Origin of the sequence: Pedobacter sp. KBW06 (assembly GCF_003852525.1) — a bacterium.
GTDB lineage: Bacteria > Bacteroidota > Bacteroidia > Sphingobacteriales > Sphingobacteriaceae > Pedobacter.
The window spans coordinates 15,551-34,717 of sequence record NZ_QAJL01000007.1 but is presented as its reverse complement, the minus strand read 5'-3'; the positions used below and the strand labels follow the sequence as shown (position 1 = coordinate 34,717).

Below are 19,167 nucleotides of genomic sequence, written 5' to 3'. Positions count from 1 at the left end.
AGACGAAGATGAATTTAGCGATCATAAAAAATAGTAAGAATTGCCTATATGGGCTCGCCATTGCGCTGTTACTAGTTGCGGGTTGTAAAAAAGATAAAATTGAGCCGGTTAAAGAAGCCGTTACAGTTTCAGAATATTATCCAAACAGTGGTAATAAGGGAACCCTGATTACTATATTGGGAACCGGTTTTGGTAACAGTATGGGCGAAGTGTCGGCAAGCATAGGCGGTGTAAATGCAGAGCTGGTTAGTGTTACGCCAACCGCTGTGGTAATGAGGGCACCCTCGGCAGCAAAAGATGGGGAGATTGTGATGAAAATCGGAGAAACCTCATTTCAGATTGGTAAGTATACCTACCAGGAACTGAGCGTACAGAAAATCACTCCTGCCAATGGTGGTGAAGGAACGTTAATCCGCATCTCCGGTGCAGGATTCAGCAGTTTATCCGGCCCGGCACAGGTTTTTATTAATGGAAAGGCGGCAAATGTTGTCAGTGCAAAGGATACGCTACTGGTAATACAGGTGCCTGCCGGCGCAACTTCAGGGCCGGTTAAGGTGGTCGTAAATGGTAAAGAAGCATCGGGCCAAAGTTTCAGGTTTCAGGCTATAGCCGATATTCATCCTTTAACAGGTGGAAAAGGGACAAGGGTGCGCATTAATGGTTCCGGTTTTGAGGCTGTTGTTACTGGCAATTATGTTGATTTTAACGGTAAAGCGGCCTTGGTTGAAGAAGCTGCTGATGATCATTTGATGGTAGTGGCTCCGGATGGAATAACTACGGGACCAGTGTCAGTGACGATGCTCGGACAAAAAATTACAGGCCCGGTATTTACGGTTGTCCCTTTACCGGTTATCTTGAATGTTACTCCGCTTAGTGGACCGGCGGGTACATTGATGACCATCAAAGGGACTACATTTAGTACCGTCATTGAAGAAAATAAAGTGAGCATCAATGGTGTAAATGTTCCGGTTGCAACAGCAACTGATACAGAGATTACCTTAGAAATCCCAGGGGGCACAGGTAGCGGAAAGATTGTACTATCGGTGAACGACCAACGGGCCATGGGGCCTGATTTTAAAGATCAGACGCTCGGTATTTCCAGGTTGAGCCCGGAAAACGGTCTGGCAGGTACAAGGGTGAACATCACAGGTACAGGGTTCAGTGCCACAGCCAGCCAGAACCAGGTTACCTTTAATGGAACAGCTGCTACGGTGCTGAGTGCAACGGAAAGTAGTATGGTGGTGATCGCGCCGCAAGGATTTACTTCAGGCCCATTAAAGCTGGTTGTAAATGGTCAAACTGCTCTTGCTCCGGGTAATTTTAACCGCGCTGGTGTAGCAACTTTAGCTGGCGGACCAGGAAGTACAGAACTGAATCTATCAAGAGATCAAAATGGTAGTCTGGTTGTTGACAGTAAAGGGAACGTGTTTGTTCTCGAAACAGAAAACCACCGGGTGATGAAAATTACACCAGACGGAAAGGTCAGTCTGCTTGCAGGTAGTGCTTCGGGCGATAGTGGAAATGCAGATGGACAAGGAAATAAGGCCTCTTTTAGTCTGGGTCGCACTGGAGGGATGTCGATAGACGATCAAGATAATCTCTTTATTACGGACGGTAAAGGAGTTCGTAAAGTTACGCCTCAGGGATTGGTCAGTACTTTCTCCGCTATTGAAGGTAACAAGCAGAAATCGGCATTTGATAAAAATGGCAACTTATATGTTCAGATCGGTTCTTTTGATGGGGCATGGAAAATCAATAAAATGGGACTGAAGACAATGTCGAAAGTCAGTGGATCAGGTTTTGGAGAAGACGTGACTCCTGTTATTGTTGGGGACATGTTCTATACTTCGGATTATGAAAGTGCTGCAGTTCAAACTTACAACCTTGAAACTGGTGCGTCAGGCTTCCTGGCCAATGGTTTCTCCACGATTTCGGGAATGGTTGCAGACGGTGCAGGTAGCCTTTATGTGGTTGACAGATGGGGCTATACGCTAAGAAAAATTAATCTTGCGACAAAAGAGGTGACGATCATTGCAACTTTTGCTTCCGGAAGTATTGTTGATGGCGCGCTTTCTGAAGCCAGGTTTGGTGGATTGGGTGATATCACCATCGACAAACAAGGTAATCTCTATGTAATAGACATGACGAATAATTCAGTAAGGAAGATCTTTCTCAAGTAATGATTTCATTTTTTTAACATAATTATGCAGGGCATCAATAAAGCAAAGCATGTGCATTTGATAGATGCCCTGCTTCATATGGAAAGGCTGTTAAGCAGCGAACAAGGAGCATGTGCCTGTGTACAGCAAACGGCGCAATACCGCCAGGAACTGGAAGATATGCATGGGAACTATGAACGTTTGTTGGAAGAATTGTCCGGGCAGATCAGGGCTTATGAAGCGTTATTTAGCCAGGTAAAGGTGCAGTATCTGGGTAAGAAGCTGAAAGCACTGAAAAAGGAGATCCCGGTGGAGAAACCTGCTTTTAAAGTACTTATCAAAAATATTCGTTTGACTTACAATACCTAATCCTTATCACAATTAACAACGGTAAACAGGTAGCGCGAAAGCCTGCCTGTTTTTTTAATGAATATGAAAACTGCGAACATCGCTATCTGGATATTATCGGTACTGGACGTGGCGCTATTGGCGTTCATCCCGCTGCTGGACAAACGCATGTACAGACGTGTCCGTAAACCGGCATCGCTGTATTTTTTCTGGAATGCGATGTATGACGAACCGGTTAATCGTTTTATGTTGAGTAAGTGCGGTGTGCTATTACTGGTTATCGGTTGTACAGGTATGCTTTTATTAGCAACATTTTTACTAATCACCTGGTTATGGATATGATCTGCATGGCTGAGTAGGTTGCATGATCAAATCATTGAAGGTGCTTTACCGAATTTTTGTTTGAACGAACGCGAAAAATGGGGCAGACTTTCGAAGCCGAGATCTAAATAAATGGCCGATGGCTTTTGATGTTTCTGTTCGATCAAATGCTTTGCTGCCTGAAGGCGTTTATCTAACAGCCATTGACGCGGTGGTAGGCCAAACGTTTTTGCAAAGTCGCGTTTAAAACCCGCCAGGCTACGTCCGGTGAGCCGTGCAAATCTTTCCACCGGGACATTAAAATGAAAATTGGTCATCATAAAGCGCTCCAAATCAATTTTATGGGGTTCTGCAAAATCGAATAAGTATGACCTCAATTGCGGCAGGCTATGTAATAATAGTTTAACGCCTTCTTTGACTTTGAGGATGCCCATATCTTCTGTGAGTGTTCCTGCTGCAGCCTGTGCGTAAGGAATAATGGATTGAAAATAGCCGAGAAGAAATGGATCGGAGGGAACGGGCACGTTTGATGGCCCGACATATTTAGAACCGGTGTCGATCTGTTCTTCCAGCGCTATTTTGCGCAACAGATCTTCCTGAAGACAAATAACGATACTTTCATAACCCTGACCGGGAAGAGGTGTTTTAGTCAGTGTACCTAGCTGGTTTTTACCTACCAGCATCGTTTCGCCTGCTTTAAGCTCCAGGCGCTGGTCAGCCGTTTCCAACTGAAGTTGCCCCGAAACCATCAATACCAGCGTATGATGGTTCCAGAAGCATACTTTATCTTTCCGTTCTGCGGAGAGATAGGAATAGAAGATCATGCCGGGAAGTATTTCAGTTGGATTGGTCATTTATCTCTGTAAATAAGTGCCGCCTAAGATGGCGCCTGGTGCAAAAGTAGTATTTAATAATTCTATTTCAGAGGTCGTAAATTCAATGCTCATGGCAGCAATATTTTCCGGTAACCTTGAACGGCGGCTCATGCTTACCAATGGCATAATATGGTCGCCTTGTGCATTTACCCAGGCAATGGCAATTTGCGTAGGTGTAACTTGTTTCTCTTTCGCTAAGGCTTTCAATATCTCCACTTTTTCCAGGTTTTTGATGAGGTTGTCGCCTTGAAAACGAGAGAAGTGCAGGTGATGATCATCAGCCGCAAGCGGTGCTTTCATATCGCCTGTTAACAAACCTTCGGCAGTATTGGCAAAGGCGGCTACTGCAATGCCCATTTCTTTAGCTGCTGGCAACAATTCGCTTTCTACCTGTCGGTCTGCCAGTGAATAACCAATTTCCAGCGCACTTATCGGATGAATCTGGTTTGCTTCACGCAGTTGATCAGCGGTGATCTCAGAAACACCGATGTAGCGTACTTTGCCTTCTTTGATCAGGTCGGCTACGGTACCTATAATATCTGCTACAGGTACGCTGCCATCCATCCGGCAGGGCTGGTACAGGTCTATGGTTTCAATGCCTAAACGGGTAAGCGAATAATTGATAAAATTCTTAATGGCCACAGGGCGCAGGTCCAGGCCCAGCCATTGACCATTATGAAAGAAAGCACCAAATTTAACGCTGATGAAAGCATCGTCCCTGCGGCCTTTAATGGCTTTGCCGACTAACAATTCATTGTGTCCTGCACCATAAAAGTCACCAGTATTTAAAAAATTAATGCCCCTGTCAAGCGCAGACTGTATGGTAGCTATGCTTTCATTTTCATCTGGCGTTGAGCCTCCCCATACGGAAGACATGCGCATACAGCCCAAACCTAGTTTGGACACGAGCGGACCGTTTTGGCCTAATTGGATTTTTTTGATCGTTGTCATGATACAAAGATCAGCGTTCGATGATTATTGAGCTTATCTATACGGCTCAAATTAATTATCCTGGTAGCTCATGATTACATTAAAAAAAACATTTGTAAATAAATGAAATGAACAGATTTCAGACTTACTTTTAACAGTGTTTGTTCTAATTAAATAATAACTTAGTTTAAGTTATTTGCATTTAAGCCATGTCCCGATCAAAAACACTGTTAGGTTATTTTTTACTGATTTTGCCATTGTGTTATGGCAAGGTAAAAGGACAGTCCAATCTGATCCGCGCAGAGCGGCAGAAATTGCTTTATGTTAAAGACAGTATTCGTTATATCAATTCGATAAACCGCCTGGGAATGCTTTATCATATGAAGGATATTGATAGCAGCCTCTATTATGGCATGATGGCTAAACAACTGGCCAGTAGGATGGAGTATCCCAAAGGAAAAGCGGATGCAGATAATGTTATCGCCTCGGTGCTTTATATCAGGGGAATGTACCAGGAATCACTTCAACTCTACACACATGCTTTATCTGCTTACAAAGTGCAAAAGGACACTCCAAATGTGAGTCAGGTAACGATGAACATGGGTAACGTATATCTGAGTCTGAATGACGCTAAAAAGGGGCTTGAACTTTTCCGGCAAGTGATGCGAACAGGAAGGAGAGACAGTATTATGAGCCTTGTATATGCCAATTACTGTATGAGTAATCCGGATCTTTCAGATGATAGTATTGCGTACTATATTGACAAAACCCGGGAGATTGCCGGTATTTATAAAGACCACCGGGTACTGATTGCAGTAAAAGAATTGGAATTCGACCTGCTGCAAAAAAAAGGCCGTAATACAGCAGCACTGGCACTTCTTGGAGCTACCTTATCGGAGGCGCGGAAATATGAGCTTGATGATCAGGAAATTTATTTACTGAGCTCCTATACCAGGTTTTATAAGAATCAGCCGGATAGTGCGTTGCATTATGCCTGGCTCAGTTATCAATTGGCTAAAAAAAAGGATTATGTCCTGGAGCTAATCCCGATATTGAAGGATATCTTACACTATACCGCGTTATCAGGTAATAAGGATCAAATGATCAGCGTTCAAAAGCTGCTGGAAAGTGTAATGGCTGAAGAGAATGAGCAGCTTAAAAAATTTGTAGGGGATTACATTAAGTACAGTGCCATACAAACTGATAATACGTTTTTAAGTCTTGTCAATAAGAACAGCAAAACTAAGATCTTGATGTTAATTGCCATTTGTGTAGTTGGTATATTTTTACTCCTTTTTATTTACCGGTTGTACCAGATTTCGCGTAAACATCAACGTGAGCTGGAGCAGCTTAACCTGACGGTGCTGGAACAAAATAAAACCTTGCAGGTAAATGATGAATTCAAAAACAAACTCTTCTCTATTCTGGCGCATGATTTCAGAACGCCACTGATCTCTACGATAAGTATTGCCGGCTTAATGAAGGACAATCCTGAGTTCACAAAGTCGGAAATGGAAGAGTTCTATGGCGACATAGAAAGACAAGCTTCAGATATGCTGGATTCATTTGACACCATATTACAGTGGATCAAGCAACAATTGTCCGGTTATCAATATAAACCGGAAATACTGGTGCTTTATGACCTGTTATGCGAATCAGCAGAGATCATGAAGCAACAACTGGATGCCAAAAAGATAACCTTGTTTAATCAGATACCAATGCACATCACCGTAACATCTGACAAGGAAATGTTGCAGTTTGTGAATCGGAATTTACTGTCAAATGCCATTAAATTCTCCCCTGTAGGCAGTACGATTGTAATTAACAGTATGCAGGACGGTGATTCGATTACAGTGTCGGTTACCGACCAGGGGCAGGGGATGGATGAACTAACAATCAGTAAGCTATTTACAGTGTCCGGTAATTTTGGCTCTTCGACTCAACACGGAGCTGGAATCGCACTTTCTATGTGTAAGGATTTTATTCAAAAGCTTGGTGGGAGAATCTGGGCTAAGAATGGGACACCAAATGGAGCTGTATTCTCATACTCCATTTCATCAACGGTATAATCCATTTCAAACATTCAATATCCATTCATCCGATTTAGGGTCTTGAACAGTTTCTCAGTGATGAATAAACAAAAACTTTTTTTTCACTCAGGCTTCTTGTAGAGTTTAAGTATGGAAAGCTTCCTCTTAGATAATCTAAGGAGTTCTTTTCTTTGAACAAAAATGATTTGCTGATCTGTTTTCCTGTGGTGCAATGGTAGGTTAATCAGGATAGCCCCATTGCAACGCTTAAACTTTCAATAATTCTTGATTCCTCATTGTGTCCATCGGTCGATAATCTAAGCAATGGTAGTCCGATAGTTTTCAGGATATGATTCTTCCTGCTGTCCCTTTCCTGTTGCAATTCGTTGTCATGAAATGAAACCCCGTCCACCTCAATCGCTATAACAGGAGTTTTATCAATTTTGTTGTACAGGAGAAAATCAATTCTTGAATTATTCTTTATGAACCTGATTTCATTTTCGGAGAAGGGTTGAAAATCCCGGATAAGGTCTCTAAGCTTATATTCTCTGACCATTTCAATAGAGGAGAATTGGGTGTTTAACAATATATGCTCACGCAGCAGCTGATGGATAATGAGCTCCGCAGCTGATCCTTTTACCTTCCTGTTCGATAAAAGAAACTGCATAAAGGCCTTATTGTACTCTTTGTAAAGAAGATCAAAAACAGAGCAGATCTTACCTTTAATAATCGTTTCAGCCGGATCGGTGGTATAACAGATGTAGCGTATCAGATCACCGATATTAGTTCCGTGAGGAAGATCCATCGATTCCGGCTTTACTATAATAAATTCTTTAACAGCCCTTGATACGGCAACATTTATCAGGTTTGGATTATCAATAAATGCTCCTATTTTGCTCCTGACGGTATTAAATATAATCACCTCTTTTTCCCGTCCCTGGAACTTGTGTATCGTGTCGGCTTCTGCTCCGGATGGCAACTGTTTTTGCAGCATAACTGCATGATCTCTATAGGGTGTAACCACTCCAACTTTTGTGTAATCCGAAACATAGCGCTCACGAATATAGAGATCTGTTTCATCTATCTGCCGCTGATTGTAATTACCCTTTCCACCCGATATATTTGTCTCAATGATTCTAAATGGATGATGATCTGTGCAAGTCATAATAACCAACTGATTATTATAGTACTTCTTATTGCAGAATCCAATAATCGTAGGATGACACCTGTAATGTTCTTTGAGTAATACCGATTTCACCTTATCCTGATATAAGCTTTTCAGCGAGTTTAAAATATTCTGTTTGACATAGTCATATGCGGGAGAGATGTTGTACTCAACCAGAAAGTGTGCTGCTGCTGCTTTACTTTGCTGGTCAACAATGTGGTTAAGCTGCATGCTATCTCCGACAACAACTACATTCCGGCAACACGAAAAACAGACGGCTGACTTTATAATATCTACCTGTGAAGATTCATCTATAATCAGATAATCAAAAAGATGCTTTTTGGGAATGCTCGTGTGTAGCGAGAGTGTGGAGCTTAGCATCACAGGATAATGCTTTGTAAAATCATCAAACTGATTCCGGTAATCTTTGGCATTAAAGGCAACTTGCTTTAAACAGCTATATTTTTTAAATAAAACACCCTCGAATACCTCTTTAGAGGTTGCAATAAAACGGTTAAGATGAGCTTCTTCATTGTTCGCCGCTAACCAGTTTTCAATATCCAGGATTTCATTTTTTATTTTTGCTATGTATAATTCATAGAATTTGTGGTTAACATAAACAGGGATCTCTTCACTGTGCTGATGAATACTATTGAAGTCAAATAAGCCATATTGCAGCAAAAACTTCAACTTGTTTATGATAGATAATTTGTTTTCAAGGTCAATAGCTGACAGCAATTTTTTCAAATTCAAAGCCTTTCTGAAATTCCATTTGCGGTAAAATTTCTTGTCGAGCACAGATTTTATATTTTGCTGCAGTGGTTGTTCTGCTTTTATATGGTCAAATTCTAATTCAGCATCTGACAATTCCGTTTTTAATGTGGCTAATTTATTCCTGTACTCAAAACACTTTAGGAGCACGGAGTCCAAATCGCGAACCTCATTCATTGCTTCTGTCAATCGCTCTTCTGAAATCTCAAAATCTGGATTTATCGTTTGCACTTCAATATTGTCAAAGAATGAAGTTTTGTTTTGATTATTTCCAAGTGATGCCACCAACATTCCATAGCCATATTTCTCTAATTTTTCCCGCACATTGAATACTGCAGTGTTATTGTTTGAAACAATTGCAACAGTTTTGTCCTGTACGATAAGATTGGCTATAATATTTAAGATAGTTTGGGTCTTTCCTGTACCCGGAGGGCCTTCTACTATGCTTATGCTATTTCTGAACGTAGTCTGAACCGCCAGTTGCTGACTGGCGTTGCAGCCGAAAGGATAGATTAGTGTTTCTTTTGGAATGCCAAGATCAGGATTGGTTCCATCAATGTAGTTGGATAGTGCCGACCTTGATTCTAATACATCTATGCCATCAATAGCCTTGAGTAATATTTCGGCGCTGATTTGATTCGGATTCTCAATATCTGTCTCCTCTGATGGAATGTCAAATGATACTCCGCCACTTTCTTTCAATATCTTTTTAAAATAGTTGATTACTGATTCCGTCTGACCAATATTCCTTTTTATAGCACAGATTTCAATATTGGCATTGTTTTCAGTTGGATCAGAACAACGGTCTCCATCTCGAAAAATCGAATAACGCCCATAATTGTCAACAGTATTATATTCGTTTTTTAATTTGCCATTCTCATATATACGTACATCTTCCCGTCTCGATAAAAACGAATAGTATTGTACTTTGTCAGCTCCATAATTATAGCTCTTCCCATTACAAAATGTGATCAGATATCCGTTGTCCATACGAACAACCGTGGAAATATCTTTTTTGTATTCAAATTTTAGGGATGTTTTGTTTTTTAAGTATACTATGAACGGATGATCCATAAATCTCTTTTATTACAAATATATCACCTCTAAACTACTAATTTAATCCTTAGGAAAAGTATAAGATGTAAAAATGATTGGTGGGAAAAGTCAGTAGTTTATTTCCTGATTTGTTTTAACTGAAAACATAATTATTACTTAGGGTACAGCTGGCTGAAAGGAGGCTGAGCAGCTCTTGCGACAGATCTTTTATAGCTTAACCTTGCTTTTCCCAGGAACCTTTTTCGTCAAGAATTTTTAAATAGCTGTTATATGACTCATTAGTGTGATAAAGTTGATACAGCTGATCAGTTAGCGCTGTGAGAAAGTTAAAGAAAATTGAAAAGTCTTCTTTTGAGTTGTAAAGCCCGCCCCACTCATTCAACACCCAATTCAACGTTTTTCCATCCCTGATGATGATCGAAAATTCCAGGTAAGGAATATCGGCATCTGTGTTTTTGTAATAGTCGGACGGTAGTCCCCCCAATAGTCCTATTTGCCTTACAGGCACCCGAATGGAGTGAATTTCCGAAAATAAAGCGGGACCGAAACAAAGGCTGGTAAAGCCATCTTTATTGAGTGAAATAATTTCCATCGACTTCTTTGCCGAGGCTAATTTAAGCAGCTTGTAAATGGACACTAACGTTAAAGGCAATAAGACCAGCAATAGCCATGGCGGGTAAAGTGGCTGAGAACGCATTAGGAAACCGATAGTTGTTAATGGAATAGTCAGCAGTGCGGCAAAAAACCAAAACAAAATAGTTGAGTTTTTCTTGTTGTTATTAAAACGAAACTGGTAGGTGTTCATAAATGACTGCTTTTTAAGTATTAAACTATTTTAGGCAGGTGTCAAACCAAAATACAAGATCTTTATTGTAAAACAAAGTAATTAAAACCCTATACCTATCAAATCATCATTTAACAAATCAGCAGCAGCCGATATTCACCGTCATTTTCTGTAGGTGCCCGATGAACACAGGGTAATGCTTTTTGTTCAGGATGGTCTACTGCTAATTTCCAGAGATGACCTAATCCTAAATTTATTGGCTGGGCATTGGGTTTAGGTTGATAATGCAGATCAAAATAATATTCTTTTAAAAAGGTTTCAAATTCTGTTTCCGGGCCGTCATGTAATTCTTTGAGCTTTGCCCGGATTTCAGGAATCAATATCTTTTGTTCCACCTGATGATTAGGTAAGATATCACTTGCAGCACCATAATAGGTACATAAAAACGTATCCGTTCCAATGGGCGAACGGTCTACATGATAAGAATATACATCTGTTGAAATAAAGTCTAACTCCTCATCCCGTTCGTAACTTTTAAGTAAATTGAGCGAAGGCGAAGCTCCGAAATCTGCCAGCAACTTTAAATCGTTTAAGATAGTTTTCCGGGCCATATCACCTTTTTCTGATAACTGAAGCGCTAAAAGGTCTTCAATGGAAACTTCTGTAATGTTCTCTTTGAGTTGAAGTTTAGACACAATTTCCTTAAAATCTCCAGCTAAATCTCTGAACCAGCAAATTGCATTCATGGCTCCTTGAAAATTCGTTTCTACAAGCTCAGAAAAAGTAGAAACCGTTCCGGTCTGATTGTTGTCGGAAAATTTATCTTTCATGTTTTAGAATGAATCATTTAGTCTTAATTCTTTGCAAGAATAAGGAATAGGTGATTAGATCACGCTAAAATTAAATTTACTTTTATAAATCATGACTGATTTAAGCTCTTTTTTTATAAAATTTCTTCTGCGCCATGAACATACAAGCCATGTAATTGAGAGACCCGCAATTCGATACTAAATTGTTACATTAAAGCAAACGCTTGCGTAACAAACTTGATGCAATAGCCATTCGGCCTTCTTCCCTAAATGGCTACCTTAGTGTTATGAAACATCTGTTTTTTATAGGTCTATCCTTTTTATGTTTAAATGTTAGGGCGCAGGATGCAAGTTTGGCTTTGCAAAAGAAGCCTGTATTAAACCCGCAAATTATTGACAGTCAGTGGGGCAAAGTACCCGATGGATTAAATGTAAGTTTTGCTTCTTCCAATGTGCGTTTTGCAAGAGAATTACCTCCCAAACTGGATTTAGAAATGATGTGGGAAGCAAAAGCCTGGAAAGGTGAAAAAATACATACCCAACTGCTGGCCTGGGCAGGTAAAAGTCAGAACGAGATTAGTTTACAAGTTTACGACCTGAAAGACAACAAGGGTAACTTCATTAAAAAAGAAAACATTACGGCTGGGTTCTTAACTTATGTCATTACCGATGAGTTCAAAAATGGCTGTGGTTACCGGAAAGCACAGGATTTCGATTCTTCCTATGTGGCGGATATGATCGACACAAAAACTACATCTGCCATGCTGGCTAAAAACAGTACCCAACCAATTTGGTTGAGCATCAAAGTTCCGGCAAATACCGTCCCTGGAAATTATAAAGGCACTATTAAGATAAAGGGGGATAAGGATTATACATTACCTGTCACCGTTCAGGTATTGGACAAAACACTTCCCGGGCCCGACAAATGGAAATATGATCTGGATCTCTGGCAACATCCGGCAGCCATAGCGCGCACGCATAATACGCCTTTATGGGGTACTGAACATTTTTCGTTGATGAAAGATTACTACCGGATGCTTGCTGATGCAGGGCAAAAAACCATTACTGCAAGTATCGTTGATGAGCCATGGGGACATCAAACTTACGACGATTATCCGAGCCTGATTAAATGGACGAAGAAAAAGGATGGAAGCTGGAAATACGATTATAGTTTATTTGATAAATATATAGCCTTTGCAATGGACTGTGGCATTTCTGAACGTATCAACTGTTACAGTATGGTACCCTGGAAAATCGCTTTCACGTATTATGACGAAAATTCTCAAAAAGAAGCTGTTTTTACGGATGCCATTGGTACAGCGTCTTACAACACTTTCTGGAAAACGATGCTTGTTGATTTCGCCAGACATCTGAAGCAAAAAGGTTGGTTTGGCAAAACTTATATTGCAATGGACGAGAGACCAATGGACGCTATGAAATCGGTCATAAAGTTATTAAAAGAAACAGATAAGAACTGGAAAATTGCATTGGCAGGGGAGTATCACCCCGAAATAGAACAAGATATTGACACCTATTGCATCGCTTCCAAATGGGATTTCCCACCCGCCACTTTAGAAAAGCGGAGACAATTGGGTAAAGTTAGTACCTGGTATACCTGTTGTACTGAGCCTTATCCAAATGGATTTACTTTCTCTTCTCCGGCAGAAGGAGTCTGGATCGGATGGTACACGGCGAATAAAAATATGGATGGTTATTTACGTTGGGCTTATAATAGCTGGACAAAAAATCCATTGGCAGATAGTCGTTTTACGGCATGGCCAGCAGGAGATACCTATCAGGTTTATCCCGGACCGTTTAGTTCTATGAGGTTTGAAAAACTAATTGAAGGAGCACAGGATTTTGAAAAAATCAGATATTTAAGGTCGCTTTACACCAGAAATAAGCAAACCAAACAGCTAAATGAGCTCAATAAGGCGCTGGAGGTTTTCGACATTAAATCATTGTCGGGTATCACTGCTGAAGAAATGCTGGGAAAAGTAAAACCACTTCTTAATCAATAAATCATTCAGAACGCCTTATGGATCGTTTTTAATATTCCCGCCAACACAAGAAGAATCTGACGTTGGCGGGAATGCCAACGTCTTAAAATCTCCTAACACAATCGCATTAGGGGAGCGCCCTGGCGGACAGGAACAATCAATGTTTTATTTTTTCAAAAAATAGATTTTTAATCCTGTCAGAATTTATATAAAACCCTGTAATGTTTTTTCGTTTGTCACGGGTAAACCAAATATCACTGAAATTCCTGACGCTACTTGAAAACAGGTCTGCCTGGATAGGAATGAAACTAATTAGGGGGTGATTTTTATTGCTTGTAAACAAACCCTTTTCATTTTGAGACAATATGTAGGTTGTGTTTAATGCATCGTTATAAAAGGTGCCCGTAAACTCAGTTAAAACAATATCAGCAGGTTTGATGGGCTTGTAGGCTTCGTATATATACTCATCGCTTTCACCGGAAGTGTAAACCATTTTCATAATGCCAGCTTCTTCACGAAATTTTACCATGATCACATCATCCCCATCAACCACCATTTGAAAAATGTTTTCTGATATTGGCACTAGTAGATTTTCGTCCCTGCCATCTAAAGATTGGTAGCGTAAGGTGTCATTTTTCACATAAAGCCTGCGAGCCGAGACATGTTCATTGTCCCAATAATGGCCACTGTATGTTTCTAATTGCTGAGCTGTTAACTTTATGGTTTTGAGCTTTTCGAAATCAATATTCGCTGGCGCAGGAAATATATCCCCAAGCACTTCAATAGCCATATTCATGGCAAGACCACCATTGTATCTATTGTTGTTGCCAAGAACAAAGGACGTGACATTTTGATTTGGAAATATGAAAATATTACTGGCATATCCACCCTCTAAACCATAAGTCCAGATTTTTGGAACACCTCGTTCTGCATGCTGATATTGTTGTCCGTATAGCAATCTTCCTGCAGTAGGGTTATAGGTGGTGCTGCCATCATTTAAAGTAACTGCTGAAGTCAGTTTTTTAATTAATTTTTTACTGCCTATTTTGGGGTTCTCAAAATTGACATACCAACGGCTTAGATCTGCTACCGAAGTGTAAAGATTGGTTGTTCCAATAATGGAATAATTAATGTGATTATTCTTTAACCCGTTTTTTTCAACTTGATAGGAGGCAGCCACATGGGGTGTTATCAGTTGATTTTCATCATAAAACAGCGTATTGCTCATACCCAGGGGCTGAAAAATATATTGCTGAGAAAAGGCTGCCAGGGTTTGCCCGGTCACTTGTTTTACTACTTCAGTCAATAAAATGAGTCCCGATGAGGTCTGAGAAAATTTTGTACCCGGTATATGATCCAATTTCTTTTGTTGAAGGACCAAATCCAACGCATCCTGTTGTGTGAAAATGTCTTTGGATCTCCAGCCTGCAATTTCTTTTAAGGCTAAAAAGTCTGCCAATCCACTGGATTGGCTTAACAAATGCTTAATGGTTATTGGATGTCCAAAATCAGGCAACTGTGGAATATAGATACGAACATCATCAGAAAGAGACAATTTTCCCTGTTCTTCCAGCAGTAAAATTGCAAAAGCCGTAAATTGCTTTGACATATTGCCTATTTGAAACTTGGTGTCTACGGTGATGGGGGATTGATGATTAACGTCGGCACTTCCAAATCCTTTTAAGTAGACAATTTTACCATTCTTTATGATCCCAGCTGCCACGCCCGGTTTGTGCGGAGTATTGTCCCACTCTGAAAACACCTTGTCTAAGTTCTTAATTGTGTCTTTACGTATTTGAGGAGTGTTAGCGGTAGTAATTTTACTGTTGCCATAAAACTCTTGATTGGATGTTGCAAACAGGAGTTTTTTTTGCGCATAAGCGGAGGTAAATAATGAACTGAATAAAATGCCCATAACAATCACCTGATGAAATTTAAATGTCGATTTATACATAACTATTTTTTTGATTGCAAATGTATAGAGGCAGCTATGCAGGTAAGGGCTTGGTTTGCAAAACCGGAGTATGATATTATAGATTCGAACTCATTTTGAGTTAAGACTACTGGCTTATAAAAGAATAGCCAATGATTGCCACAGGCTATTAAATTTGCGCTTCATTTTGTGAGAAAATTTTCTAAATTCGCCGCACAAGACGAAAGAACAGGAGGGTATAGCGCGGTAGACCCGGAAAAAATTACCCGCAAGATAAAAAGGTAATCTTTCCGCAGTAAATGATGAACATAAAAGGTTAATGAATGGATAAAATCAAATTATTAGTGGTTGTGACGATAATCTCCTTATTCATTTCACTATTTCTTGCATTCTTTCTGTTTACAGTTAAAACAAGACATAAGATAAGCAATGTGCTATTTGCTCTTTTTCTGTTAATAACCGCAATAGACATTAGTGAGCCACTATTTAATCTGGCAGTTAGTGGTCCCTCAAATCTGGGAATGCTAAAAAATACATTTGCTTTCTTACAGGTTCCTGTTTTTTATCTATATGTTTTATCTGTTTGTTACGCTGATTTTAGGCTCAAAGCGAAGTATATCCTTCATCTGCTTCCATTTCTAATTGTCAATCTAATCTTATTACCTCGTTTTTATACCGTAGACCTCGCTTCTAAAATTGATTTTATTGTAAATCGCAATAGTATGATTGAATTGCAGCTCATTCATATCCTTGTCCATATTCAAATCGTTGTTTATTTCGCTGCCGTTTTTATGCTGTTAAGAAAAGCAAAAAGGCTATATCTTGAAAATCATGCAGGTACCAGTATCAATTCCTATAATTGGTTGTTTCAGTTTACAAGCGTTCTGGCTGTCTTTTATTTGATAGTCATTCTAAAAAATGTTTTTAAATTTTCTGATTACCCATATATCTCTGAGTGGATAAAAGTTGGAATTCTGGTGTTTGAATTGTTTATCATTTGCTGGTATTTATATAAAGCATTAAATAATCCTGGTTTGTTTAGAAATATTGATTCAAAATTAAAGCTTGTTTCAGACCTTGTTTTAGAGGAAAAAAATGGAGAGCAGCCAACTGTAACCGAAAAAGAATACCATCAGGAATTATTGAAATTAAAGCAATATATGGCTGAAGAAAAGCCATTTCTTAATCCTTCTTTAACGATTCAGGATGTCTCTAAGGATATTAAAGTTCCTGTTCGGGACTTATCTCTTTTGATTAACCATAAATTAGAACAGCATTTTTATGATTTCGTTAATGCCTATCGCATAGAGCGGGCGATGGATATTTTAAAAGATGTTACAAAAAGTAAGGTCACTATTTTAGAAATTCTATATGAAGTAGGTTTTAATTCAAAATCTTCTTTTAATACGGCTTTTAAAAAACACACCGGTAATACGCCTACTTCTTATCGCAAGGGTTTGCAATCCAGATCTTTGTAATTACTCGTACTTTTCTTTTCACTTATTCGTACTTGTTTTTTGAAAGAAATGTGTTCGAATACTTTTACTCGGTCGAATAGCACTGTTTTCTTCTTCATGTTTGTATCGAAATGATTTTTAACATAAAAAACGATACGATGAGAAGCACACTTTATTTACTAATTCTTCTACTAACAATTTCGGGCTGTCAGACACGCAATAAAGCTTTGTTGACAAAAAGAGATTATAGCTTTCTAAAGGACAGCTTAAATATTGAGCAACAATTAGAAAAATATAAGCTTCCGGGATTCAGCATTGTTGTTTTTGAAAATTATAAGATTATATATTCAGGCCAGGATGGATTAAAATCAATGAATTCTAAAGAAAAAATAGATGAGAATACTGCTTTTTCTACCGCATCAATTACAAAACCAATCACCGCACTTCTTTGCCATATACTTGAAGAGAAAGGGCTTATTAATTTAGATGATCCCATCGATAAGTATTTAAAACGCTGGCATTTGCCAAAAAGTAAGTTTACTGAAAACAATAGCCCGACCTGGAGACAGTTTTTTAATCATACCTCTGGTACCAATCAAGGTGGATTTTCAGACTACTATGAAGGAGATACCATTCCAACAATAAAACAGAGTCTTTTAGGACAGATTCCGAGATATAATAAGGAAATTGAATTCCTGTTCAAACCAGGGACTAATTTTGAATACAGCGGTGGTGGTTATGTAATTGTCCAAATGGCATTAGAGGACACTTTAAATAAACCTATTGCAGAACTTGCAGCAGAGTATATTTTTTCACCTCTTGGCTTGAAGAACACCACAATGATACAGCCTAATGAAACTGGATTTCCGGCTAATGTTGCCCTTGTTCATGATAAAGATGGAAAAGTGATTAAAAAAGGCTTGCCAATCACACCACAAGTCGGAGCATCAGGGGTATGGTCTACACCAACAGATTTAGCTAAACTTTCTATTGCAATACAAAATGCCTTGCGAAATAAAAATAACAACGTGATTTCTCAAAGTGTTGCGCAAAAAGTAATGGAAGTCACCGCTTTAAAAAATGCGGTTGGTGGCTGGAGTTCTGGATGGCAAAGATCTGTTAGTTATAACAACTATGATTGGTTTATGTGTAGTGGTTCCAATACAGGAGTTGGAGGAAGTATTTTCGCAACTATGACAGATGGAAATGGCTTTGTCATTCTTGCAAATGGCGAAAAACCTAATCGTATTCCTGTGATCAATCAGGCCCGGATCAAGCTGCTGACATTGATGGACTGGAACAAAAATACGCCTAAAGACGACATTCAGGAAATACCTTCAGGTATGAAAAAGCAACTCATCGGAACTTATAACGATTTCTTGTATGGGCAGGGAATGGAAACCAAAATTGTAGAAAAGAATAACCGTCTCTATGTTGAATCTGCCTTTTTGGAACATTTTAAAGGAAAGAACAGCAATGAGCTGCTGTATCTGAAAAATGGACAATTTAAAATTGTAGATTATCCCAACTTACTGAAATTCGATTTTAACAATGGAAAAGTAAATTCTGTTACCTTAACAAGAGATCGTTTGAATGTTGAAATACCGCTGACCAATACAGAAAAATAGCTGCTTAAAAGACTTGCCCAGAGGGTCTGCAATGCCATTTCTCAGTGCTTGCAGATGCCGGGCAAATGACTGACCTATCTTAACTTTCTAAGTTCCTCCCATTCTTTATTGTCCTCCTCGCGATAATTTCTTCCTATAGTACCGTAACTGACGCCTATACTTTTAAAGTAACTACTAAACAGTTCATATTTTTGGTTACATAAGATACCAATATCAAATAGCTCAGACTTTGAATGATTTTGTTTGCATTCGAAGCAGATTTCCAGATAATCGATCACTTTGTCTTCAGAATTGAGAAAAATCAAAGCATTTCTAGGTTCGAAACATTTTCCGAATTCTTCAATATGAACCTTCCACTTGGTTTTGTAGCCAGTATTGAAAATTAAGTCGGTAAGTTCAGCGATTTGCTGAGTCTTCAGCTTTTTTATTTCAATCAGAGTGGTTGTGTCTAATACTCCGTCCCTGACATACAGGCCTCTTCCTGGAAAGTTGTTTAAATCATTGTGCTCGTCTGTATCTATACCTCTATATTTATAAGAAACAGCCCATACTTTGGTCGCTTTTGAAAAAGGATACATCGCAAGTCGCTGTTGCGGCGTATATTTATTTGTGAAACTACAGTCACTGAATTCTGCTTTGTAATTTCTTTCCCAATAAGCCAGGGTGTTGGTTTTTTGCGTCTTTTTTTTCTTTGTTAGTTTGGTGTTCTGTGCAAAGAGTCCAAAAAAGAAGAAGTTCAGCAATAGAATAATTTGAAGCGTTTTCTTCATCCGTTGTTGATTAAGGAGATTCATAGGATACGTATGGTTTAATTAGCCCGCTTTAATGTAATTAGATTCTTAGATCTTCTGAAATTATGTAATTTTTCCTGGTGAATGTACATTTTTATTGAACCTGAATT

At 39.1% G+C, this 19,167-nt stretch carries 14 protein-coding genes; 7 read left to right on the top strand and 7 right to left on the bottom strand.

Annotation, left to right across the window (positions count from 1 at the left end; all coding sequences use genetic code 11):
• The first annotated feature begins 8 nt into the window (after positions 1–8).
• From DBR43_RS31360 to DBR43_RS31350, 3 genes are all read left to right on the top strand, one after another.
• On the top strand, positions 9–2,180 hold the full coding sequence (locus DBR43_RS31360; protein ID WP_124587308.1) for an IPT/TIG domain-containing protein: 2,172 nt from the start codon (positions 9–11) through the stop codon (positions 2,178–2,180).
• Positions 2,181–2,204: 24 nt separating this feature from the next.
• Positions 2,205–2,528, top strand: a complete 324-nt coding sequence (locus DBR43_RS31355; RefSeq protein ID WP_124587307.1) for a hypothetical protein — start codon at positions 2,205–2,207, stop codon at positions 2,526–2,528.
• A 63-nt stretch (positions 2,529–2,591) separates the two neighbouring features.
• Complete coding sequence (locus tag DBR43_RS31350) at positions 2,592–2,849, top strand: hypothetical protein (RefSeq protein WP_124587306.1); 258 nt, start codon at positions 2,592–2,594, stop codon at positions 2,847–2,849.
• Between the two features lie 26 nt (positions 2,850–2,875).
• Here the strand turns inward: DBR43_RS31350 and DBR43_RS31345 are convergent, their stop codons facing one another.
• Positions 2,876–3,682, bottom strand: coding sequence for a helix-turn-helix domain-containing protein (locus tag DBR43_RS31345; RefSeq protein WP_124587305.1), 807 nt, complete (start codon positions 3,680–3,682; stop codon positions 2,876–2,878).
• Positions 3,683–4,654: an aldo/keto reductase gene (locus tag DBR43_RS31340; RefSeq protein WP_124587304.1), complete on the bottom strand. Its 972-nt coding sequence runs from the start codon at positions 4,652–4,654 to the stop codon at positions 3,683–3,685.
• Between the two features lie 188 nt (positions 4,655–4,842).
• On the opposite strand from DBR43_RS31340, the gene DBR43_RS31335 reads away from it, so the two are divergent.
• Positions 4,843–6,702: a tetratricopeptide repeat-containing sensor histidine kinase gene (locus DBR43_RS31335; RefSeq protein WP_124587303.1), complete on the top strand. Its 1,860-nt coding sequence runs from the start codon at positions 4,843–4,845 to the stop codon at positions 6,700–6,702.
• A 205-nt stretch (positions 6,703–6,907) separates the two neighbouring features.
• Here the strand turns inward: DBR43_RS31335 and DBR43_RS31330 are convergent, their stop codons facing one another.
• From DBR43_RS31330 to DBR43_RS31320, 3 genes are all read right to left on the bottom strand, one after another.
• Entirely contained in the window at positions 6,908–9,673 is a 2,766-nt protein-coding gene (locus tag DBR43_RS31330) for an AAA domain-containing protein (protein ID WP_124587302.1), read from the bottom strand.
• A gap of 196 nt (positions 9,674–9,869) precedes the next feature.
• Positions 9,870–10,460 carry a hypothetical protein gene (locus tag DBR43_RS31325; protein WP_124587301.1) on the bottom strand — a complete coding sequence of 197 codons (591 nt, stop codon included), beginning with the start codon at positions 10,458–10,460 and terminating at the stop codon, positions 9,870–9,872.
• 110 nt (positions 10,461–10,570) lie between these two features.
• On the bottom strand, positions 10,571–11,269 hold the full coding sequence (locus DBR43_RS31320) for a DUF1826 domain-containing protein (protein WP_124587300.1): 699 nt from the start codon (positions 11,267–11,269) through the stop codon (positions 10,571–10,573).
• A 266-nt stretch (positions 11,270–11,535) separates the two neighbouring features.
• Between DBR43_RS31320 and DBR43_RS31315 the strand changes: the two genes are divergently transcribed.
• Positions 11,536–13,269: a DUF4091 domain-containing protein gene (locus tag DBR43_RS31315; RefSeq protein WP_124587299.1), complete on the top strand. Its 1,734-nt coding sequence runs from the start codon at positions 11,536–11,538 to the stop codon at positions 13,267–13,269.
• A gap of 136 nt (positions 13,270–13,405) precedes the next feature.
• Here DBR43_RS31315 and DBR43_RS31310 read toward each other — a convergent pair whose 3' ends face one another.
• Positions 13,406–15,202, bottom strand: a complete 1,797-nt coding sequence (locus DBR43_RS31310; RefSeq protein WP_124587298.1) for a serine hydrolase domain-containing protein — start codon at positions 15,200–15,202, stop codon at positions 13,406–13,408.
• 302 nt (positions 15,203–15,504) lie between these two features.
• Here DBR43_RS31310 and DBR43_RS31305 point away from each other — a divergent pair, with 302 nt between their 5' ends.
• Both DBR43_RS31305 and DBR43_RS31300 read left to right on the top strand, forming a co-directional pair.
• Positions 15,505–16,659 carry a helix-turn-helix domain-containing protein gene (locus tag DBR43_RS31305; RefSeq protein ID WP_124587297.1) on the top strand — a complete coding sequence of 385 codons (1,155 nt, stop codon included), beginning with the start codon at positions 15,505–15,507 and terminating at the stop codon, positions 16,657–16,659.
• Positions 16,660–16,796: 137 nt separating this feature from the next.
• The gene (locus DBR43_RS31300; RefSeq protein WP_158622648.1) at positions 16,797–18,266 is read left to right on the top strand and encodes a serine hydrolase domain-containing protein; all 1,470 of its coding nucleotides are present in this window, start codon (positions 16,797–16,799) and stop codon (positions 18,264–18,266) included.
• Positions 18,267–18,340: 74 nt separating this feature from the next.
• Here the strand turns inward: DBR43_RS31300 and DBR43_RS31295 are convergent, their stop codons facing one another.
• Positions 18,341–19,036 (bottom strand): hypothetical protein, encoded by a 696-nt coding sequence (locus tag DBR43_RS31295; protein ID WP_124587295.1) that lies wholly within the window; start codon positions 19,034–19,036, stop codon positions 18,341–18,343.
• Positions 19,037–19,167 lie beyond the last annotated feature (131 nt).